The organism is Streptococcus pseudopneumoniae ATCC BAA-960 = CCUG 49455, from assembly GCF_002087075.1.
GTDB lineage: Bacteria > Bacillota > Bacilli > Lactobacillales > Streptococcaceae > Streptococcus > Streptococcus pseudopneumoniae.
Genome location: NZ_MWSM01000056.1, coordinates 1 through 19,282 on the forward strand (window position 1 = coordinate 1; position 19,282 = coordinate 19,282).

The following is a 19,282-nucleotide window of genomic DNA, read 5'->3' on the forward strand; positions in this document are numbered from 1 at the left end:
CAGTTTACCAAGCTTAGCGTCGCCTTGCTCCTAAACCTTGGACTGCTATCCCATAGGCAGAGCTAGAGGACTAAAGTCCTAAGTTACTGCCGCAACATATCACAATGCACATAGCCAGAATAGTCTCCTAGGAATTCTTGTACTACTGAACCACTTCGACGCTGATCATGGTGGTAAAGCCTAATCCCTTGTTTCTCTGATTTTCCTGACAAAAAAGTCCAATAGTAGGTCAGATGGCTATCACTCTCTAGCACCCTATAAGAAGTTTCATCCGCATGAAGTAAGGGCTGAGTCAATAGTCTCTCTCGCAAGAGGTTATAAAGGGACTCTAAATAGTATTGACTCGTCTTGATATGCCAATTAGAGATTTCCTTACGTGTGATTGGTAAACCCATCCTAGCCCAATCTTCTTCTTGGAGATAATTGGGAACCTTCAGATTAAACTTCTGATGGATGGTGTGAGCGATAATAGAAGCTGAGCCAAGGCTTATGCGCCAAAGGGGCTCTAGGGATAGGAGCTTTCACGATTTTATCACTCGGATTTTTCTCACTGCATGCTTGGCATTTGTAAGAGTGTTGGATATGATCTATGCGTTTTAATTGCGCAGGAATAAAGACTAATTCTTGGCCTTGAAGACTCGCTCCAATCTCTTTTAGCTCTCCCTGACAGTCAGGGCAAATGCAATCCTCTAAGCGATGATGGAGTTCTTCTGAATCGAATTGGGCAAGAAGAGCTTGACGTTTTCCTTTAGCTTTCTTACGTTTATAGGTGATTTCTTCTCTTTCAACTGGGAACCTCTCCATCTTCATCAGATGAAGCTTCCTCCTCAAAAAGGCTGACTTGTCCAGATGGACAAACACTTTTCTCAGAGGATTTTCCATAGAGCTTTTGCGTTAGATAAGCCACTTGTTCACGCAGAAGGGTAAGTTCATTGGTGAGACTATCAATTGTAGCACTCTGTTGTTGAATGAGTTTTAATAAGTCTTTCATCATCTTCCCTCTCTGTTTTCTAACTTTATTATACTAAAAAGAAAGTCCTCATTTCAATAGAAATCACGACTTTCTGATGAATTTATTTTTGGAGTGATAGAAAAGCCCTTCATCAGCCAGTCTACTTGTTCAGGTGTGAGAGCTTTGACATCCTTTTCTGTACTTGGCCAAGTCAACTTACCGTTCTCAAAGCGTTTATATAGTAGCCAAAATCCTTGACCATCCCAGTAAAGAGCTTTAAAGCGGTCTTTACGTCCACCACAAAAGAGAAAGACTTGACCTGAGAAAGGATCCAATTCAAAGTGGGTTTTAATGAGATAAGCCAGTGAATCAATGCCTTGTCTCATATCCGTTTTCCCACAAACAAGGTGAACTTGACCTAAATCGTTTAGTTGAATCATCATAGTACACTACCTTTCCTCCGATAACTATTTTTATTTAGTATACCGGAAGTTGGGGAATTAGGATAGATACGATACCTTGTTATGACGCGCTTACTTTAGAATAGTACGTTATAGATGTTAAAATATTTCTAGAAATTAATTTGACTTTCCTAATCGATTTGTTCACATCTTGTTTTAATCTACTATATATAGGGTACTTGAAAGGCTATCATCGGACAAAATAAGGAAGGCATGATATAATATAAGGTAGATTTCTATGTCATAAAACAAGAAGTGTTTGGACATCATTCATTTGAGAACTCTTTATGTTCAAACGATAGTAAAATAAAATAGGGGATCTAAACCCTTGCTACGAAAGGAAAAAAACTCAATGGCTACTATTCAATGGTTTCCTGGTCACATGTCTAAAGCGCGTCGACAGGTTCAGGAAAATTTAAAATTTGTTGATTTTGTGACGATTTTAGTTGATGCACGCTTACCTCTATCTAGTCAAAATCCTATGTTGACCAAGATTGTTGGTGATAAACCAAAACTCTTGATTTTAAACAAGGCCGACTTGGCTGATCCAGCAATGACCAAGGAATGGCGTCAGTATTTTGAATCACAAGGAATCCAGACGCTAGCTATCAACTCCAAAGAGCAAGTGACTGTAAAAGTTGTAACAGATGCTGCTAAGAAGCTCATGGCTGATAAGATTGCTCGCCAGAAAGAACGTGGGATTCAGATTGAAACCTTGCGTACCATGATTATCGGGATTCCAAACGCTGGTAAATCAACTCTGATGAACCGTTTGGCTGGTAAAAAGATTGCTGTTGTTGGAAACAAGCCAGGGGTCACAAAAGGTCAACAATGGCTTAAAACCAATAAAGATCTGGAAATCTTGGATACACCGGGGATTCTCTGGCCTAAGTTTGAGGATGAAACTGTTGCACTTAAGTTGGCATTGACTGGAGCTATCAAGGATCAGTTGCTTCCTATGGATGAGGTTACCATTTTTGGTATCAATTATTTCAAAGAACATTATCCAGAAAAGCTGGCTGAACGCTTCAAACAAATGAAAATTGAAGAAGAAGCGCCTGTGATTATTATGGATATGACCCGCGCCCTCGGTTTCCGTGATGACTATGACCGTTTTTACAGTCTCTTCGTGAAGGAAGTCCGTGATGGAAAACTCGGTAACTATACCTTAGATACATTGGAAGACCTCGATGGCAACGATTAAAGAAATCAAAGAACTCCTTGTGACAGTCAAGGAGTTAGAAAGCCCTATTTTTTTAGATCTTGAAAAGGATAATCGCTCTGGAGTTCAAAAAGAAATTAGCAAGCGTAAAAAAGCCATTCAGGCTGAATTGGATGAAAATTTGCGTTTGGAATCTATGCTTTCCTATGAAAAGGAAATTTACAAGCAAGGAGTGATCTTGATAGCAGGTGTTGACGAGGTCGGCCGAGGTCCTCTGGCTGGGCCAGTAGTCGCTGCAGCCGTTATTTTACCTCAAAATTGTAAGATTAGAGGCCTCAATGACAGCAAGAAAATTCCTAAAAAGAAACATCTGGAGATTTTCCAAGCAGTTCAAGACCAAGCCTTGTCAATTGGCGTTGGTATCATGGATAATCAGGTCATCGACCAAGTCAATATCTACGGAGCAACTAAACTGGCCATGCAGGAAGCAATCTCCCAGCTCAGTCCTCAACCTGAGCACCTTTTGATAGATGCCATGAAACTGGAGTTGCCCATTTCACAAACCTCCATCATCAAAGGTGATGCTAATTCCCTCTCTATCGCAGCAGCTTCTATAGTATCCAAGGTGACCCGTGATGAATTGATGAAGGAATACGATCAGCGGTTTCCTGGCTATGATTTCGCTACTAATGCAGGATATGGAACTGCTAAACACCTAGAAGGACTCGAAAAACTAGGAGTTACCCCAATTCACCGAACCAGCTTTGAACCTGTTAAATCACTGGTTTTAGGTAAAAAAGAAAGTTAATTGAAAGGAAATACCATGGAGGAACAGTCGGAAATAGTCCGTTCTAAGAAAGAATTCGCCTTTGCATCCAGCACTATCCTATCCCAAGTTGGTCGAGGAATCATTGTCGGCCTCGTCGTTGGAATTATCGTCGGATCCTTTCGTTTCTTAATTGAAAAGGGCTTCCACCTGATACAAGGACTTTATCAAGATCAAGGGCACCTAGTGCGCAATCTTTTTGTACTGGTTTTGTTTTATATACTCATCTGTTGGCTCAGTGCTAAATTAACTCGATCAGAAAAAGATATCAAAGGCTCAGGAATTCCGCAAGTCGAAGCCGAACTGAAAGGCCTCATGTCCCTCAACTGGTGGGGCGTTCTTTGGAAAAAATATGTGCTAGGAATGCTTGCTATTGCCAGTGGACTCATGCTGGGGCGTGAAGGGCCAAGTATCCAACTGGGAGCAGTTGGTGGTAAAGGAATTGCCAAGTGGCTCAAATCCAGTCCAGTAGAGGAACGTTCCTTAATTGCCAGTGGAGCTGCAGCAGGTTTAGCCGCAGCCTTTAATGCACCAATAGCAGGCCTCCTCTTTGTAGTAGAAGAAGTTTATCACCATTTTTCGCGCTTTTTCTGGGTTTCTACACTAGCAGCCAGCATCGTAGCAAACTTTGTGTCTCTACTCATGTTCGGTTTGACACCAGTATTGGATATGCCAGATAACATTCCTCTCATGACCCTAGATCAATACTGGATTTATCTTGTGATGGGAATTTTCCTTGGATTTTCCGGTTTTCTCTATGAAAAAGCTGTGCTCGATGTCGGTAGACTTTATGATTGGATTGGTCAAAAAATCCATTTGGATAGAGCTTATTATCCAATTCTTGCTTTTATTCTCATCATACCAGTCGGAATTTTTTTACCCCACGTCCTTGGTGGTGGAAATCAGCTTGTTCTTTCCTTAACTGAGCAAGATTTTAGTTTCCAAGTTCTATTAGCTTACTTTTTAATTCGCTTTATCTGGAGCATGATTAGTTATGGAAGTGGTCTTCCAGGAGGCATTTTCCTACCAATTTTGGCGCTTGGTTCCTTACTTGGTGCCCTAGTTGGTGTTATCTGCGTCAATCTTGGACTTGTCAGTCAAGAGCAATTCCCTATATTTGTCATTCTAGGAATGAGTGGCTATTTTGGAGCAATATCAAAAGCTCCCTTAACTGCCATGATCCTCGTAACTGAGATGGTAGGAGATATCCGCAACCTCATGCCACTTGGTCTTGTCACTCTTGTTTCTTATATTATCATGGATTTGCTCAAGGGTACACCAGTCTATGAAGCCATGCTGGAAAAAATGCTTCCAGAAGAAGTATCCAGCGAAGGAGAAGTTACACTTATCGAAATACCAGTTTCTGATAAAATTGCTGGGAAACAAGTTCATGAACTCAACTTACCACACAACGTCCTCATCACTACCCAAGTCCATAATGGCAAGAGCCAAACAGTTAACGGCTCAACCAGAATGTATCTGGGTGATATGATTCACCTGGTTATTCCAAAAAGCGAAATTGGGAAAGTCAAAGATTTGTTGTTGTAGAGTTCGTTTACATAATTTATATTATGCAAACAACTGACTTGATTTATTTAGAAAACCGATTCTCAGCAATGAGGTCGGTTATTTTTTACTGATGAGGAATTTTACATATAAATAATTGAGCTTTGGTAAAAATAAGACTATAATTAAGTTAGAAATGATAAAGCATAAAGCTAGAAAGGAGTTTACTGTATCAAATCTGTACAGTAAGATTAAAATCATGAAAAAGAAAACAATAGCAATTATACAATGTATTTTGTATCTCATAGCTCCTTATATAGCTCTTCAGTTGTGTAGTATTAACAGAAGTTTAATGGGTGAGTTCTTTATGATTTTCTTTATTCTGTTGACTATTTCATTCTGGTTTAGTATTTGGAAACTAGAAAAAGCACTAGCTAATGATTCTCAATAGAAACTCCAAAGACTTAGATCTGTTTTACTCAGGTCTAAGTCTTCTTTAAAAAGCTCTATATCATCTTTCCGAAAAACTATAATTTTCTTGAAAAATAAATAAGTCCATGCTATACTACTAATAGACTTATTTATGGAGAAAATACATGAAACGTGAGATTTTACTGGAACGAATCGACAAACTAAAACAAATCATGCCCTGGTATATTCTTGAATACTACCAATCTAAGCTTGCTGTTCCTTACAGTTTTACAACCTTGTACGAATACCTCAAGGAATATGATCGATTTTTCAGCTGGGTTTTGGAGTCTGGTATCTCAAACGCTGATAAAATGTCTAATATTCCTTTATCTGTCTTGGAAAACATGTCAAAGAAAGATATGGAGGCTTTTATCCTTTATCTTCGAGAACGTCCTTTGCTGAATGCCAATACAAGCAAACAAGGTGTTTCTCAGACAACCATCAATCGGACCTTATCAGCGCTTTCCAGTCTTTACAAGTATCTGACCGAGGAGGTTGAAAACGACCAGGGCGAACCTTATTTCTATCGTAATGTAATGAAGAAAGTTTCAACAAAGAAAAAGAAAGAGACCCTTGCTGCCAGAGCTGAAAACATCAAGCAAAAACTCTTTTTAGGTGATGAAACAGAAGGTTTTCTAACTTATATTGACCAAGAGTACCCACAACAGCTTTCAAATCGAGCTCTCTCATCATTCAACAAAAATAAAGAACGAGATTTAGCCATTATTGCCCTTCTCTTGGCATCGGGTGTTCGCTTATCTGAAGCTGTTAATCTGGATTTAAGAGATCTCAATCTAAAAATGATGGTTATTGATGTCACTCGAAAAGGTGGCAAACGCGATTCGGTCAATGTTGCTGCCTTTGCTAAGCCTTATTTAGAGAATTATCTGGCCATTCGAAATCAACGCTATAAGACGGAAAAAACAGACACAGCCCTCTTTTTGACACTCTATAGAGGTGTTCCCAATCGTATTGACGCTTCCAGCGTTGAGAAAATGGTTGCTAAATACTCAGAGGACTTCAAAGTCCGTGTAACACCCCATAAACTGCGCCATACCCTAGCAACTAGGCTCTATGATGCTACTAAATCGCAAGTTTTGGTCAGTCACCAGCTAGGACATGCCAGTACACAAGTCACTGACCTCTATACCCATATCGTCAATGATGAACAAAAAAATGCCTTGGATAGTTTATAATTTTACGTAATATAACTTATGTAAAATATTTATCAAAAAAAGAAGCTGCTAAAAATAAGCAACTTCTTTTTCTTTATATCTGATCCCAGTAAAGTGGTGTGGAATATCAATTGTTTCTATATTTTTGAAGTTCTCATTTTCCTACTACTAATTTAACTATAGCAAAAATAATGCAGATAAGGATTGATATTTTTGCTTGTAGGAATTCTAAAAATCAAGCTTTTCTGGATTCAAATCTCTTCATAATCACAGTTAAACGCCAACGGTAGAGAGCCCCACTTACAATTAGACTAATAATCAAACCGATCCAGTAAGAATAAGCTCCAAAATCTGTTAGAGAGTCGAATACCATAGCTACCGGGAGTGTCACCCCCCAATAACCAACCAAACCAAGGTAAAAAGGAATAACGGTATCCTTATACCCCCGTAAAATTCCCTGAAGAGGTGCTGCAAAGGTATCTGCTAACTGGAAGAAAAGACTGTAAGTCAAAAAACGTGCTGTCAAATCGATAAATTCTGGGTTGTTACCATAAAGACTAGCCACACTTCCCCTAAAAATGTAAAGGAAGGATAAGGTGAAGACCGCAAAAATGAGGGCTGTCCATCTTCCTAGACCAATATAGGTTTTCGCATCATCAAATCGCTTGGCTCCCACTTCATAGGAAACGACAATAGCCATAGCAGATGAGATACTCATAGGAAAGGCGTACATGAGACTTGAAAAGTTCATAGCTGACTGGTGACTAGCGATAATCAAGGACGAGAACTTAGCCATAATCAAGCCAACCACGGAAAAGATAGCCACCTCAGCAAATACAGTCCCCCCAATAGGCAGACCTAAACGAACTCCTTCCTTGATTTTATCCATATTAAGCGGAATTCGTTTCTCAAGATGTAGAGCCTTGAGCTTCTCCTGTTTAAATAGAACCAGAACAGAAATCCCCAGCAAGACCCAGTAGGCCAAGGATGTTCCTAAACCAGCACCAGCACCTCCCAGTTCTGGAACACCAAAGGCCCCGTAAATCAAGAGATAGTTAAATCCACTATTGAGAGGAAGTAACAAAAGCATGAGGTACATGGACAGTTTGGTCAAGCCCAGCGAATCCAGCAAGGAACGAATGACACTAAAGAGCAACAAGGGGATAATCCCGATAGATAAAAACCAAAGATAGCGAACCGCTACTGCTGCCACTGGTGCTTCTAGTCCGATATGATTCAAGATTGGTGGTGCCAAGAAAAGCACCAGCCCCAGCAAGATCACAGATAGACCCAAGGCCAGATAGATGAACTGGTAAAAATCTGACGCAACTTCTTCCTTTTTGCCTCGACCAAGATGATGACCAATGATGGGCACCAAGGCCGACACAATTCCTGTTAGAAAGGTAAAGAAAGGATTCCAGATACTGGTTGCCATAGACACACCAGCCAAGTCCATAGTATTGTATTGACCTGTCATTGCAGTGTCAACAAAAGAGGCAGAATAATTGGCAAATTGGTAGATCAGGATTGGGAAAAATATCTTTAAAAATAATACTAACTTCTCTCGTAAACACTTTGTCTTATACATACTTCTCTTTCTATTCTGATTTATCTAAACCAAAGAGTTTCAGACCATAGTTTTTCAAACTTAGCGGAGGATTATTAGATTTTGAAGTAGTATGCCAACACGCACATGTACGACAATAATAGCTTCTAACTAAACCTCCATTATCATATTGAACCGCATGGTCAGCTTTTTCTTTAGTTTCATATTGAATTTTAGAACGATTAGATGCGGGACAGTAAATTCCGCTATTAGATTTTGCTTTTCTCTCCCTACGTTTTCGAAAATAATTCATATTCCAACTCCTATCAAGCTTGATAAACGATTTGTCCCTTACAGATGGTATATTTAACTTGCCCTTTTAAGGTTTCACCGATGAATGGTGAATTAGCTGCTTTGGAAGCAAAATGGGAGTCCACAAGGCGGTCAGCCTTAGAATCAAAAATAGTGATGTCCGCTGGACCATTCTCAGCCAAGTAACCTGCTTCAAAGTTGTAAAGCTTGGATGGGTTGTATGTCATTTTTTCAAGTAATTCCATCAAGCTTAACTCACCAGCTTCCACCAAATAAGTTAAACCGAGAGAAAGAGATGTTTCTAAGCCAGTCATACCAGACGGCGCCTTGGTAATATCCTCAACATTTTTTTCATCCGCATGGTGAGGCGCGTGGTCTGTCGCGATAACTGTGATGACGCCTGATTTAAGACCTTCAATCACGGCACGACGGTCTGATTCCAAACGAAGTGGCGGATTCATCTTAGCATTGCTTCCTTGTGTCAAAAGGAGCGCTTCAGTCTTAGAAAAATGCTGTGGCGCTACTTCTGCTGTGACTTGCGCACCTAGCCCCTGAGCAAACTCCACTACTTTAACACTTTCTTCCTTCGACAAATGCTGGATGTGAACGTGGGCCTTGGTTGCATAGGCAATCATGACATCACGCGCCATCATAGCATACTCAGCCACCCCAGTTGCACCACAGATATGGAAATGTTCTTTAGCAATATTTTCGTTAAAGCCAAGAATCCCATTCAAACCTGGATCTTCCTCATGAAGACTAATAAAGGTATTAAGCTTTTTGGCTTTCTCCATGGCTTCCTTGACAACTTTACTACTTTCAAGCGGAATACCGTCATCAGAAAAACCAACAGCTCCAGCTTCTAAGAGTGCTTTAAAGTCAGTCAAATCTTGCCCATTAAAATTCTTCGTAATGGTCGCAACCGTCTTAACATTGATTTTTTCCTTGGCAGCAGATTGAAGAACTTCTTGCAAAGTCTCCACGTCCGAAATGGTTGGACTAGTATTAGCCATCATGACAACCGTTGTAAAACCACCGACAGCAGCTGCTAGGGCACCTGTATGAATATCTTCCTTGTGGGTTTGACCAGGTTCACGGAAATGAACATGGATGTCAACCAAGCCAGGAGCAACTACAAGACCACTAGCATCAAGCACCTCCGTCCCTTCTTCTTTAATCTCAGACGCAATGTTGACAATTTTCCCATCTTGGACTAAGACATCACACACTTGATCCAAACCAGACTTGGGATCCATTACACGACCATTTTTGATTAGTAGCATCTACTTTCTCCTTTATTCATAGAAATCAACTTGGGTATCCAACAATTTATCCCCATCATAAACAAACTTGGCTGAAAAGAAGGGTTTATCCTCTAAAAGCCACCCAACAAAGGTATGGTCACCTTCCCAAGTCGGCTTACTCAAAACCTCGTCATAGGGAACCCATTCTAGCGTCCCCTCATTGCAGTCAATCAAGTCCCCCTCAAACTCCGTCACCTTAAAAACATAGGTGTACCAGTCTAAATCTGGCGTAAATTCAGGAAAAGTGATGACACCTTTTAGAACTGGCTTGGCTTTGAGCCCTGTTTCTTCGAGGATTTCACGCGCCGCGCACTCCTGAGGGGTCTCTCCTCGCTCTAGCTTACCACCCACACCAATCCATTTCCCTTCATGGACATCATTGGGTTTCTTATTGCGGTGGAGCATAAGCAGTTCTTTCCCGTTATCAATGTAGCAAATCGTCGCTAACTGAGGCATATTTTCTCCTTATCTAAGCCAATCGATTGGCTCTTGTCCTGTCTCTTTTAAGAATGCATTTGTCTTGGAAAAAGGCTTGGAACCCCAAAATCCTCTATAAACTGACAAAGGACTGGGATGGGCTGATTCGATAATCAAGTGATGAGGATTGGTAACCAAGGTCTTCTTCTTACGTGCATAGGCTCCCCAGAGTACAAAAACGACTGGTCTATCTAGATGATTGACCACCTGAATCAAAGCATCCGTAAAAGGCTCCCATATTTGACCAGCATGACCATTGGCCTGTCCAGCAGGAACCGTCAAACAAGCATTAAGAAGCAAGACTCCTTGCTCAGCCCAAGCTGTCAAATCATGAGATTTCTTAACGCCAATATCCTCTGACAATTCTTTCAAGATATTTTGCAAGGATGGTGGAGCTGGGATAGAGTCCGGTACAGAAAAACTCAAGCCCTGCGCTTGACCTGGCCCGTGATAGGGGTCTTGTCCTAGAATCACCACCTTAACGTCTTCTAGGGGTGTGGTCAAGAGAGCTTGAAAAACCTTTTCCTTGGACGGATAAACAATCCCCTGAGCATAAACCTGCTCCATAAACTGATTGATATTCCCGAAATAACCCTCAGGTAATTGCGCCTCAATCAAAGCATGCCAAGACGAGTGTTCCATAGCCGACTCCTTCATTTTTACTGCCTCTATTATAGCAAAAAGTGGCTATGGAAACCACTTTTTACAGTTTATCTAAAGATTTAATAAATCGACTATATACGATTTGAATACGTGAATACAGTTTATAAAGACTGGCTATTTTTTATAATTACTTTTTAAATCATTAAGCATTTTACTACCTCTTTCGAAGATTATCTTTTCTGAAATATTTTTAAACATATTAAAATCCATTTCAGAAAAAGGAGTTTCTTTAGAAACTTGCCATATAGTTTTTAAATAATTTTTTTCTAAAAAGTCGTCAAAATTAGAAAACAATCGAAAATACAATGCATTCTCTTGGTGTAAAATCGCTCTTTTTAAAGGATAATACTCTTTAATATTATTAACTTTTTGTTCGTAGGCATACTTTGCTACATGATCTAGGTATATATCAAAAAAATCATGAGGAAAATCTCCCATACAGCCATTACGATTCATATTGAGACTATATTTTCGATTAGTAAGATAATTCGGAAATATATTTCCTATTACTCTAAGATTATCTACTTGTGAATCCCTTCTCCCAATATAATCCCCTTCTTTGACTAATGATGAAGATTTCCAAGTAAAAATTAAATCGCCAGAGAAATTTTTCTTATCAAAAAACTTAAAAAGAGATTGATAAATACTATTTGCTAATTTACAAGTGTCAGATGTAAATTCATAATTAACAGTTTCATTAAAATCAACTTCAGACATTTCAATGTACTCTTCAATAGTAATATTAGCTTTTTTTGTAGTCATTAGCTCGTCTCCTTTAAAATGTGATCTTTTCAAGAATATTTTTATCTAAACAATCCAGCAAGTCTTGGAAAGAATAGACTTCGTAAGTCGGCTGGGCTTGTGTGTGATTTTCGAGGTGATGAGGATTATACCAGATAGTGTCAATCCCCGCATTATTGCCACCTTGAATGTCGGCGGTTAGAGAATCTCCAATCATCAGCGTCTTTTCTTTACTAAATCCAGCAATTTGCTGGCCGATTTTTTCATAAAAGAGAGCATCCGGCTTTTGAGTTTGCAATTGCTCAGAGATAAAGACTTGATTGAAATAAGGTTCTAGACCAGATTGAGCCAAACGTCCTGTCTGAATGGCAGTAATGCCATTTGTCGCAGCATACAAGTCATAATCACGATCAATGAGGCTGTCCAAGAGATCATGAGCGCCCGATAGTGTTTGTCCCTGCTGGGCGAGGTAAAATTGGTAACGTTGGGCAAGAAAACTACCGTCTTTTTCCTGTCCAAAATGAGCAAATAAACGAGAAAAGCGCGTGTTAACCAGCTCTTGTTTACTGATTTTCTTCAGCTCCAAGTCTTTCCAGAGAGCCTTGTTCATAGGAACGTAATAATCTTTATAAGCCTGAATATCCGCAACTCCTTCTTCTTTTAGAAGTTGGGTCAAAGCCACATCCTCAGCAGCATCAAAATCAAGAAGAGTGTGGTCGAGGTCGAAGAGTAGAAATTTGTAGGACAATTTGAGGTTTTCCTTTCTGAAAATTCATTAAGAACATTATATCATAAAGCACCTCATACAATTAACTAATTTAATCACTTGAAAAAAATTCGAACACTTTCTATACAACTAACAGCCCAAATCGTTCAGAATAGAACAATCCTAACTATCGAATACCCTAACTTCATAAATATCCATGTGATTCTAGGTCTAGAATTCCTATAAACTAAATGTTTTCGTACTCTTCTAAGTAATTGATTGCCTTAAACTTTAATTTTTGAAGGATTCTAAAGCTAGAATAGTCTCATCACAATCAGTTTTGAATGATTCACAATTTAGAAACACTATAGGTTTACTCTTGTTAAAATAAAAAGGAACTGCCCAAAGCAATCCCTTTTTATTTACTTAAAATTTGATAGTTGAGATCATCAACAGCCCACCTATAAAAAGAGTTATAGTAAAATTCCTTATTTATTGATTTCAAGCTCAGACAACTGTGTTTGAATAACTGACAGTTCTGCACCAGCCTGAAGAAGAGCAGCTGCAGTATAAGCACCTTCTACAATTGGAACCCTATTGATGATGATACTTTTATCACTGAAATCAGCCACCATTTCTAAGTTCATTTTAGCAGAACCCAGGTCAAAAAAGGCTAATAAGGTATCTGCTGGATTTTCGGAAGCAACCCTATCTACTTGATCAAAACTTGTTCCAATTCCTCCATCTTCGGTTCCTCCTACATAAGTAATCGGAACATCTTTAGCTACTTCACTAATCAGTTCAACGACACCTTCTGCAATGTTTTTGGAATGTGAAACGATAACAAGACCAATACTTCCCATTAAACCACCCCAGTTTCTAAAAGAGCAGTAAAGAGTAATCCTGATGAGAATGATCCAGGATCAATATGTCCAAGAGAACGTTCTCCTACATAAGACGCCCTTCCTTTAGTTGCAAGTAAATCTTTGGTAGCATTCACTACCTTATCAATAACCTCTTGAGTCAATTGACCAGCAGACAAAGCAGCAATAACAGGAGTCCAAACATCAACCATTGTCTTTTCTCCAACTTCTGCTTTCCCACGTTTGACAATCATATCCAAACCGCTTTGTAAGATTTCCTCTATTTTCGAATTAGAGTCAGCCTTGGCCATGCCCATAAAAGCAGAGCCATACAAGGGACCAGAAGCACCGCCTACCTTACTCAGCAGTTGCATTGAGACAAGTTTAAACACATCACTGTTAGTTTCAAATTGCTTTCCTTCTAAGTTTTCCATAACTGCAGCCATGCCACGCGCCATATTTCCACCGTGGTCTCCATCTCCTATCGGAGTGTCTAACTCACTAAGGTAATCTTTCTGTTCTTGAATCTTTTCATTAAAAAGCTTCATCCATTCAAGAGCTTGTTCAGCATTCATGCGACATTTCCTCCTTGAATTTTACCAAGCTGGTGTAGTAACAGGTGCATTTAGAGCAGCCAACCACTCATCATCTGCCAATCGAATCAATGTTAATGACAAACCAGCCATATCGATTGAAGTCATATAGTTTCCAATTTTCTTAAACGCCAACTCAACACCTTTTTCATGGAGCAATTTAGCCACATCATTTGCAAATACGTATTGTTCCATAAGAGGAGTGCTTCCTAAACCATTGATAAGAAGTCCATAGCGTTCACCAGCCTTAAGTTGGAAACCTTCGGATAATTTTTCAACCAATTCTGATGCCAATTGTGAGGAAGGCTGCATTTTCTCTTTTTTATATCCTGGCTCACCATGAATACCAACTCCGTATTCAAACTCATCATCTTCTAGAACAAATCCTGGTTTCCCAACTTCTGGAACAGTAGCGCCAGATAGAGCTAATCCAATTGTTTTAATTTCTAACACAAGTTTGTCGGCCAAGTCCTTCATTTCAGATAATGATTTACCAGAACGAGCTGCAGCCCCCAAAATTTTATGGACTAATATAGTACCTGCAACACCTCGACGGCCTTGGGTATAGAGACTATTTTCAACAGCGATATCATCATCAACCACAACACTTGCTACATCAATACCTTCCATTTCAGCAAGTTCTTGTGCAATTTCAAAGTTCATAATGTCACCAGAATAGTTCTTGATGACCATGAAAACTCCAGCACCTTCATCAGCCGCCTTAATGGCTTCTAAAATTTGGTCCGGAGTAGGTGAAGTGAAGACTGCTCCACAAATGGCAGCAGACAACATTCCATCTCCTACAAATCCAGCATGACTGGGTTCATGTCCTGAACCTCCACCTGAAATGAGTCCAACTTTTCCTGTCTTTTCTGCCTTTCTAACGATAACATCAAAACCATCTAAGCGTTGAACCAAGTCATCATGCATGAATGACAACCCCTGCAACATTTCATCAACAACTTGTGTCTGTTCATTTATAATTTTTTTCATGAGAAACTCCTTTCGGCATCTACCTTTGTTTTCGATTTCATTATATACTTTTTATTGCTGGATGATAAGGGACAGATTCTATTATTTGTCCCCTTTTAAACCCGTTTCAAACATTTTTTTGGTAAAATGAAGTAAGTAAAAGAAAGGCTTCCTATGGCATCATCACTCATTACAAAAAAACGGATTGCCAAGGCATTTAGAGACCTATTAGCTACTAGAGAATTTGATAAAATCTCCATTGTAGATATCATGGAATCAGCTGGCATTCGTAGACAGACCTTTTACAATCATTTTCTTGACAAATATGAACTGCTAGACTGGATATTTGAAACTGACTTAACCGAGTATATCACCAATAACTTGGACTTCATTTCAGGCCAAAAACTATTACAAGAATTATTTCTTTATTTCGAACAAGAGCGTGATTTTTATATTCAACTTTTTGATATTCAAGGGCAAAATAACTTCTATGACCACTTTATCAGCTACTGTCGCTTGCTTGTATCAAAAATTTTAAGAGAATATGGTCAGATTGATAGCGATTCATCTGCTTATACTTGTTTTTTGCTAGATTATCACTCACATGCTCTAGCAGAAATCGTGAAGGCTTGCGTCAATAAAAAAAGTCCAGTTCCACAACCAGACTATCTCATCATGACAATTATTGGAAAGAGGCCACAATGACATTTATTTCAAATCATAAACAGAAAATTATTTCAAGTTACATTTCAGCAACTGTCAGCAGTCATCCTGAATTAGAAAAACACCCTACCTTACCTTTAGTCTATCAAAAAAATCACAATCCTCATCAGGTTCCAATATTGGCGGGTGGAGGTTCCGGTCACGAACCTGCGCATATTGGATATGTGGGAGAAGGAATGCTTACCGCTGCTATCTATGGCCAATTATTTACTCCTCCTACAAGAACTGAAATCTTAGAGTCCATTCGTTTTTTAAACAATGGTCACGGTGTCTTCATCATTGTAAAAAATTTCGAAGCAGACATCAAAGAATTTAGCTGGGCCATTAATACTGCTAGACAAGAAGGAATTAAGGTCGGCTATAGTCTAGCACACGACGATATTTCTATTGAACCTCACAATAGATTTCAAATTAGAGGAAGAGGGCTTGCAGGGACTATTTTACTTCATAAAATCCTAGGATATGCGGCTCAGAACGGTGCTGACATCGAGCAACTAACTAATTTAGGTTATGAACTTGCTACCGAAATCGCAACAATTGGCTTTGCAACGAAATCGGCTAGTCTCCCCCAAGCCACCCTTCCACTATTTAACTTGGAAGAAGGAAATATTTCTTATGGTATTGGGATACATGGCGAAGAAGGCTATCGTATCGTCCCATTCCAATCATCGGAAATCCTTGCAAATGAAATTATAAGTAAATTAAGATTGCACTATCATTGGAAAAAGGGTGATCAATTTATATTGCTTGTAAATAATCTAGGCACTACCAGCAACTTAGAAATGGGTATATTTATCAATGATCTCCTTCAACTCTTAGAAATTGAAGGAATCACTATTACATTTATAAAATCAGGAACATTTATGACCAGTCTGGATATGGCAGGTATATCCGTAACTCTTTGCCCTGCGAAAAATAAACAATGGTTAGAAGCGCTCAATGCTCCAACAACAGCTTTTTCATGGTAATTTGCTTGTATAACTCAAAAGGGCTACATCACTTGTTAGACCTTTGCTTTTATCTTATACTCAATGAAAATCAAGGAGCAAACTAGGAAACTAGCCGCAGGTTGCTCAAAACACAGTTTTGAGGTTGTAGATAAGACTGACGAAGTCAGTGAGCATATCTACGTTAAGGCGACGCTGACGTGGTTTGAAGAGATTTTGAAAGAGTATTAGACCATACTTTTCCAAAATGCGCCCAAAAAACCTTGCAACTAGGTTACAAGGTTAATCACATTAATCAAAATTAACGTATTCTTTTTGAAGTTCAAGAACTTCTTCCATTGTTGAGCATTCTGTAAGGGCACGGTTTGCGTACTCTTCCATCTTAGCTGTGTCGAGTTTCTTCATCAAGCTGCGTGTACGAAGTACAGATGTTGCTGACATAGAGAACTCATCCAAGCCCATTCCGACAAGCAGTGGAACAGCTGTTTGGTCACCAGCCATCTCACCACACATACCAGCCCATTTACCTTCAGCGTGAGCTGCCTTGATAACGTTGTTGATCAAGCGAAGGATTGATGGGTTATATGGTTGGTAAAGGTATGAAACTTGTTCGTTCATACGGTCTGCTGCCATTGTATATTGGATCAAGTCGTTTGTACCAATTGAGAAGAAGTCAACTTCTTTAGCAAATTGGTCTGCAAGCATAGCCGCTGCAGGAATCTCGATCATGATACCAACTTGAATGTTATCCGCAACTGCAACACCTTCAGCAAGAAGGTTTGCTTTTTCTTCATCAAAGACTGCTTTCGCTGCACGGAATTCTTTCAAGAGCGCAACCATTGGGAACATGATACGCAATTGACCGTGAACAGACGCACGAAGAAGAGCACGGATTTGTGTGCGGAACATAGCATCTCCAGTCTCAGAGATAGAGATACGAAGAGCACGGAATCCAAGGAATGGGTTCATTTCGTGAGGCATATCGAAGTAAGGAAGTTCCTTATCTCCACCGATATCCATTGTACGAACGACAACAGGTTTACCGTTCATTCCTTCAAGAACAGCCTTGTATGCTTCATACTGCTCATCTTCAGTTGGGAAGTCTTGAGAATCCATGTACAAGAACTCTGTACGGTAAAGTCCAACAGCTTCTGCACCGTTGTTGTTAACACCTTCAACGTCTTTTGGAGTACCAATATTGGCAGCCAACTCGAAGTGTTTACCGTCAGCAGTCACTGTTTGAGCATCTTTCAAAAGTGCCCATTCAGCTTTTTGTTTCGCATAGGCTTCACCAGCTGCTTTAAATTCTGCCGCTTGTTCATCTGTTGGGTTGATAATCACTTCTCCAGTGATCCCGTTAACAGCAAGGATGTCACCGTCTTTAACGATTTCAGTGATGTTGTTTGTACCTAATACAGCAGCAATTTCAAGTGTACGTGCCATGATAGCTGAGTGGCTTGTACGTCCACCAATGTTGGTTACAAAAGCTTTTACAAAGTTTTTGTCCAATTGAGCTGTATCTGAAGGAGTCAAGTCATGCGCAATCACAATCACTTCTTCATTGATAGAAGCTGGGTTTGGCAATTTTTTACCAAGAAGGTTTGCCAATACACGTTTTGTCACGTCGCGGATATCCGCTGCGCGTTCTTGCATGTATGGGTTGTCTTCCATGCCTTCAAAGATAGTGATAAACATATCTGTAACTTCTTTCAGACCTGCTTCTGCATTCACTTTCTTCGCACGGATAGTTTCCTTGATTTGGCTGATCATTTCTGGGTCAGCAAGAACCATTAAGTGAGCATCAAAAACTTGAGCTGCTTCTTCACCGAGCGTACCTACTGCTTTCTCGCGAATAACAGAAAGCTCGTCTTGTGATGCCTGTAGAGCGGCATCAAGGCGAGCTTCTTCTGCGTTTGTATCTTCGACTGTAATAGTCTCAAATGACAAATCCGGCTGAACGAGTAGATATGCTTTTGCAACTGCAACACCGTCAGATGCTGCGATTCCTTTAAGCATTTCTGTCATTTCCCTTATGCCAATCCTTCTTTTTCCATTGTTTCTGAGATTGCAGCGATAGCGTCATCTGCATCTGCACCTTCAGCTGAGATAGTTACGTCAGCACCTTGGCCAACACCAAGACTCATAACACCCATAATTGATTTAAGGTTAACTGATTTACCTTTGTACTCAAGAGTGATATCTGAAGCAAATTTGCTAGCAGTTTGTACCAACAATGTTGCTGGACGTGCGTGAATACCTGTTTCTGCCACTACGTGGAAATCTTTAGAAGCCATAGTTTGACTCTCCTTTTGTTCTTTCTTTTTTTGAGTTATATGTGATAACCCTTACAATTTAGTATTATACCATCTTCTAGGATTTTTTTCAAGCATTTTCTGGATTTTCCTTCAATTTCCTTTCAGATAACTTGCTGAAAATCTTCTATCCTAGATAACAAAACACAGGATATAGTTTCTTTAAAAACAATTTATAGGATAATCATTGCTATTTCACAATACAAACACTATATATTGTGTTTATATATAAAAACAACAAAAGAACACCACTATATTTAGTTCAAATCATTGACAAAATTTTATTTTCTGATATACTAAGATAGTATTAAATTTTGAAGAGGAGTTACACAATGGTAACCGTTTATTCTAAAAACAATTGTGTCCAATGTAAAATGACCAAGCGTTTCTTGGACAGTAATAATGTCTCTTATCGTGAAATCAATCTTGATGAGCAACCTGAGTACGTCGATCAAGTTAAAGAGCTCGGTTTTAGCGCAGCTCCTGTTATCCAAACACCAACTGAAGTCTTTTCAGGTTTCCAACCAGGAAAACTGAAACAATTAGCATAATCTTAGTACATCATCCAGA

22 protein-coding genes and 1 pseudogene are annotated in these 19,282 nt (G+C 39.4%); 8 read left to right on the top strand and 15 right to left on the bottom strand.

Features of this window, described 5'->3' with window-relative positions; translation table 11 throughout:
- Positions 1 to 95: 95 nt before the first annotated feature.
- The 3 genes and pseudogenes from B4W83_RS13530 to tnpB form a co-directional block, all read right to left on the bottom strand.
- Positions 96 to 810, bottom strand: a pseudogene (locus tag B4W83_RS13530) (IS66 family transposase); the annotation flags it as partial.
- A complete protein-coding gene (locus B4W83_RS10280; protein ID WP_083022283.1) occupies positions 785 to 991 on the bottom strand; it encodes an IS66 family transposase in 207 nt (68 codons plus the stop codon). The gene B4W83_RS10280 and the pseudogene B4W83_RS13530, both read right to left, overlap by 26 nt.
- A 53-nt stretch (positions 992 to 1,044) precedes the next feature.
- Positions 1,045 to 1,395 (bottom strand): IS66 family insertion sequence element accessory protein TnpB, encoded by a 351-nt coding sequence (gene tnpB / locus B4W83_RS10285; RefSeq protein WP_083022284.1) that lies wholly within the window; start codon positions 1,393 to 1,395, stop codon positions 1,045 to 1,047.
- Positions 1,396 to 1,765: 370 nt separating this feature from the next.
- Between tnpB and ylqF the strand changes: the two genes are divergently transcribed.
- The 4 genes from ylqF to xerS all read left to right on the top strand — a co-directional run bounded on the left by ylqF (position 1,766) and on the right by xerS (position 6,574).
- Positions 1,766 to 2,617, top strand: coding sequence for a ribosome biogenesis GTPase YlqF (gene ylqF, locus B4W83_RS10290; protein WP_000201315.1), 852 nt, complete (start codon positions 1,766 to 1,768; stop codon positions 2,615 to 2,617).
- Positions 2,604 to 3,383, top strand: coding sequence for a ribonuclease HII (locus tag B4W83_RS10295; protein ID WP_000201117.1), 780 nt, complete (start codon positions 2,604 to 2,606; stop codon positions 3,381 to 3,383). The genes ylqF and B4W83_RS10295 overlap by 14 nt, the downstream gene beginning before the upstream one ends.
- Before the next feature lie 15 nt (positions 3,384 to 3,398).
- The gene (locus B4W83_RS10300) at positions 3,399 to 4,949 is read left to right on the top strand and encodes a ClC family H(+)/Cl(-) exchange transporter (RefSeq protein ID WP_000392565.1); all 1,551 of its coding nucleotides are present in this window, start codon (positions 3,399 to 3,401) and stop codon (positions 4,947 to 4,949) included.
- 554 nt (positions 4,950 to 5,503) lie between these two features.
- Positions 5,504 to 6,574, top strand: a complete 1,071-nt coding sequence (xerS, locus tag B4W83_RS10310) for a tyrosine recombinase XerS (protein WP_000817848.1) — start codon at positions 5,504 to 5,506, stop codon at positions 6,572 to 6,574.
- Between the two features lie 214 nt (positions 6,575 to 6,788).
- Here the strand turns inward: xerS and pdrM are convergent, their stop codons facing one another.
- From pdrM to dhaK, 10 genes are all read right to left on the bottom strand, one after another.
- On the bottom strand, positions 6,789 to 8,141 hold the full coding sequence (gene pdrM, locus B4W83_RS10315) for a sodium-coupled multidrug efflux MATE transporter PdrM (RefSeq protein ID WP_000278519.1): 1,353 nt from the start codon (positions 8,139 to 8,141) through the stop codon (positions 6,789 to 6,791).
- Positions 8,142 to 8,151: 10 nt separating this feature from the next.
- Positions 8,152 to 8,412, bottom strand: coding sequence for a hypothetical protein (locus B4W83_RS10320; protein ID WP_001105920.1), 261 nt, complete (start codon positions 8,410 to 8,412; stop codon positions 8,152 to 8,154).
- Positions 8,413 to 8,425: 13 nt separating this feature from the next.
- A complete protein-coding gene (locus B4W83_RS10325) occupies positions 8,426 to 9,694 on the bottom strand; it encodes a dihydroorotase (protein WP_000924525.1) in 1,269 nt (422 codons plus the stop codon).
- Between the two features lie 12 nt (positions 9,695 to 9,706).
- Entirely contained in the window at positions 9,707 to 10,171 is a 465-nt protein-coding gene (locus B4W83_RS10330; RefSeq protein WP_001135770.1) for an NUDIX hydrolase, read from the bottom strand.
- A 9-nt stretch (positions 10,172 to 10,180) separates the two neighbouring features.
- The gene (locus B4W83_RS10335; protein WP_000401321.1) at positions 10,181 to 10,834 is read right to left on the bottom strand and encodes a uracil-DNA glycosylase; all 654 of its coding nucleotides are present in this window, start codon (positions 10,832 to 10,834) and stop codon (positions 10,181 to 10,183) included.
- 135 nt (positions 10,835 to 10,969) lie between these two features.
- Complete coding sequence (locus B4W83_RS10340; RefSeq protein ID WP_007284835.1) at positions 10,970 to 11,617, bottom strand: hypothetical protein; 648 nt, start codon at positions 11,615 to 11,617, stop codon at positions 10,970 to 10,972.
- Positions 11,618 to 11,630: 13 nt separating this feature from the next.
- Positions 11,631 to 12,344 carry a pyrimidine 5'-nucleotidase PynA gene (gene pynA, locus B4W83_RS10345; protein ID WP_000120614.1) on the bottom strand — a complete coding sequence of 238 codons (714 nt, stop codon included), beginning with the start codon at positions 12,342 to 12,344 and terminating at the stop codon, positions 11,631 to 11,633.
- Positions 12,345 to 12,790: 446 nt separating this feature from the next.
- Positions 12,791 to 13,165, bottom strand: coding sequence for a dihydroxyacetone kinase phosphoryl donor subunit DhaM (dhaM, locus tag B4W83_RS10350; RefSeq protein ID WP_000534743.1), 375 nt, complete (start codon positions 13,163 to 13,165; stop codon positions 12,791 to 12,793).
- Positions 13,165 to 13,740 (bottom strand): dihydroxyacetone kinase subunit DhaL, encoded by a 576-nt coding sequence (dhaL, locus tag B4W83_RS10355; RefSeq protein WP_000990804.1) that lies wholly within the window; start codon positions 13,738 to 13,740, stop codon positions 13,165 to 13,167. The genes dhaM and dhaL overlap by 1 nt, the downstream gene beginning before the upstream one ends.
- 21 nt (positions 13,741 to 13,761) lie before the next feature.
- On the bottom strand, positions 13,762 to 14,751 hold the full coding sequence (gene dhaK / locus B4W83_RS10360; RefSeq protein ID WP_000720689.1) for a dihydroxyacetone kinase subunit DhaK: 990 nt from the start codon (positions 14,749 to 14,751) through the stop codon (positions 13,762 to 13,764).
- 153 nt (positions 14,752 to 14,904) lie between these two features.
- On the opposite strand from dhaK, the gene dhaS reads away from it, so the two are divergent.
- The 3 genes from dhaS (at position 14,905) to B4W83_RS13535 (ending at position 16,631) form a co-directional block, all read left to right on the top strand.
- Positions 14,905 to 15,435: a dihydroxyacetone kinase transcriptional activator DhaS gene (gene dhaS, locus B4W83_RS10365; RefSeq protein WP_000168611.1), complete on the top strand. Its 531-nt coding sequence runs from the start codon at positions 14,905 to 14,907 to the stop codon at positions 15,433 to 15,435.
- On the top strand, positions 15,432 to 16,421 hold the full coding sequence (gene dhaQ, locus B4W83_RS10370; protein WP_000142821.1) for a DhaKLM operon coactivator DhaQ: 990 nt from the start codon (positions 15,432 to 15,434) through the stop codon (positions 16,419 to 16,421). Before dhaS ends, dhaQ begins: the two co-directional genes overlap by 4 nt.
- Positions 16,422 to 16,484: 63 nt before the next feature.
- Positions 16,485 to 16,631 (top strand): hypothetical protein, encoded by a 147-nt coding sequence (locus tag B4W83_RS13535; protein WP_023941215.1) that lies wholly within the window; start codon positions 16,485 to 16,487, stop codon positions 16,629 to 16,631.
- Between the two features lie 60 nt (positions 16,632 to 16,691).
- Here B4W83_RS13535 and ptsP read toward each other — a convergent pair whose 3' ends face one another.
- Both ptsP and B4W83_RS10385 read right to left on the bottom strand, forming a co-directional pair.
- On the bottom strand, positions 16,692 to 18,425 hold the full coding sequence (ptsP, locus tag B4W83_RS10380) for a phosphoenolpyruvate--protein phosphotransferase (protein WP_000138137.1): 1,734 nt from the start codon (positions 18,423 to 18,425) through the stop codon (positions 16,692 to 16,694).
- Between the two features lie 5 nt (positions 18,426 to 18,430).
- Entirely contained in the window at positions 18,431 to 18,694 is a 264-nt protein-coding gene (locus B4W83_RS10385; RefSeq protein WP_000146947.1) for a phosphocarrier protein HPr, read from the bottom strand.
- Positions 18,695 to 19,044: 350 nt separating this feature from the next.
- Between B4W83_RS10385 and nrdH the strand changes: the two genes are divergently transcribed.
- A complete protein-coding gene (gene nrdH, locus B4W83_RS10390) occupies positions 19,045 to 19,263 on the top strand; it encodes a glutaredoxin-like protein NrdH (protein WP_000259249.1) in 219 nt (72 codons plus the stop codon).
- Positions 19,264 to 19,282 lie beyond the last annotated feature (19 nt).

What these genes read in the sequence shown, in the direction of transcription:
- B4W83_RS10325 (WP_000924525.1), bottom strand. Translation starts at nt 9,694, where the DNA reads ATGCTACTAATCAAAAATGGTCGTGTAATGGATCCCAAGTCTGGTTTG.
- tnpB (WP_083022284.1), bottom strand. Translation starts at nt 1,395, where the DNA reads ATGATGATTCAACTAAACGATTTAGGTCAAGTTCACCTTGTTTGTGGG.
- B4W83_RS10295 (WP_000201117.1), top strand. Translation starts at nt 2,604, where the DNA reads ATGGCAACGATTAAAGAAATCAAAGAACTCCTTGTGACAGTCAAGGAG.
- B4W83_RS10300 (WP_000392565.1), top strand. Translation starts at nt 3,399, where the DNA reads ATGGAGGAACAGTCGGAAATAGTCCGTTCTAAGAAAGAATTCGCCTTT.
- dhaM (WP_000534743.1), bottom strand. Translation starts at nt 13,165, where the DNA reads ATGGGAAGTATTGGTCTTGTTATCGTTTCACATTCCAAAAACATTGCA.
- ylqF (WP_000201315.1), top strand. Translation starts at nt 1,766, where the DNA reads ATGGCTACTATTCAATGGTTTCCTGGTCACATGTCTAAAGCGCGTCGA.
- B4W83_RS10340 (WP_007284835.1), bottom strand. Translation starts at nt 11,617, where the DNA reads ATGACTACAAAAAAAGCTAATATTACTATTGAAGAGTACATTGAAATG.
- B4W83_RS10330 (WP_001135770.1), bottom strand. Translation starts at nt 10,171, where the DNA reads ATGCCTCAGTTAGCGACGATTTGCTACATTGATAACGGGAAAGAACTG.
- pdrM (WP_000278519.1), bottom strand. Translation starts at nt 8,141, where the DNA reads ATGTATAAGACAAAGTGTTTACGAGAGAAGTTAGTATTATTTTTAAAG.
- B4W83_RS10385 (WP_000146947.1), bottom strand. Translation starts at nt 18,694, where the DNA reads ATGGCTTCTAAAGATTTCCACGTAGTGGCAGAAACAGGTATTCACGCA.
- ptsP (WP_000138137.1), bottom strand. Translation starts at nt 18,425, where the DNA reads ATGACAGAAATGCTTAAAGGAATCGCAGCATCTGACGGTGTTGCAGTT.
- B4W83_RS13535 (WP_023941215.1), top strand. Translation starts at nt 16,485, where the DNA reads ATGAAAATCAAGGAGCAAACTAGGAAACTAGCCGCAGGTTGCTCAAAA.
- B4W83_RS10280 (WP_083022283.1), bottom strand. Translation starts at nt 991, where the DNA reads ATGAAAGACTTATTAAAACTCATTCAACAACAGAGTGCTACAATTGAT.
- dhaK (WP_000720689.1), bottom strand. Translation starts at nt 14,751, where the DNA reads ATGAAAAAAATTATAAATGAACAGACACAAGTTGTTGATGAAATGTTG.
- nrdH (WP_000259249.1), top strand. Translation starts at nt 19,045, where the DNA reads ATGGTAACCGTTTATTCTAAAAACAATTGTGTCCAATGTAAAATGACC.
- dhaL (WP_000990804.1), bottom strand. Translation starts at nt 13,740, where the DNA reads ATGAATGCTGAACAAGCTCTTGAATGGATGAAGCTTTTTAATGAAAAG.
- B4W83_RS10320 (WP_001105920.1), bottom strand. Translation starts at nt 8,412, where the DNA reads ATGAATTATTTTCGAAAACGTAGGGAGAGAAAAGCAAAATCTAATAGC.
- xerS (WP_000817848.1), top strand. Translation starts at nt 5,504, where the DNA reads ATGAAACGTGAGATTTTACTGGAACGAATCGACAAACTAAAACAAATC.
- dhaQ (WP_000142821.1), top strand. Translation starts at nt 15,432, where the DNA reads ATGACATTTATTTCAAATCATAAACAGAAAATTATTTCAAGTTACATT.
- B4W83_RS10335 (WP_000401321.1), bottom strand. Translation starts at nt 10,834, where the DNA reads ATGGAACACTCGTCTTGGCATGCTTTGATTGAGGCGCAATTACCTGAG.
- dhaS (WP_000168611.1), top strand. Translation starts at nt 14,905, where the DNA reads ATGGCATCATCACTCATTACAAAAAAACGGATTGCCAAGGCATTTAGA.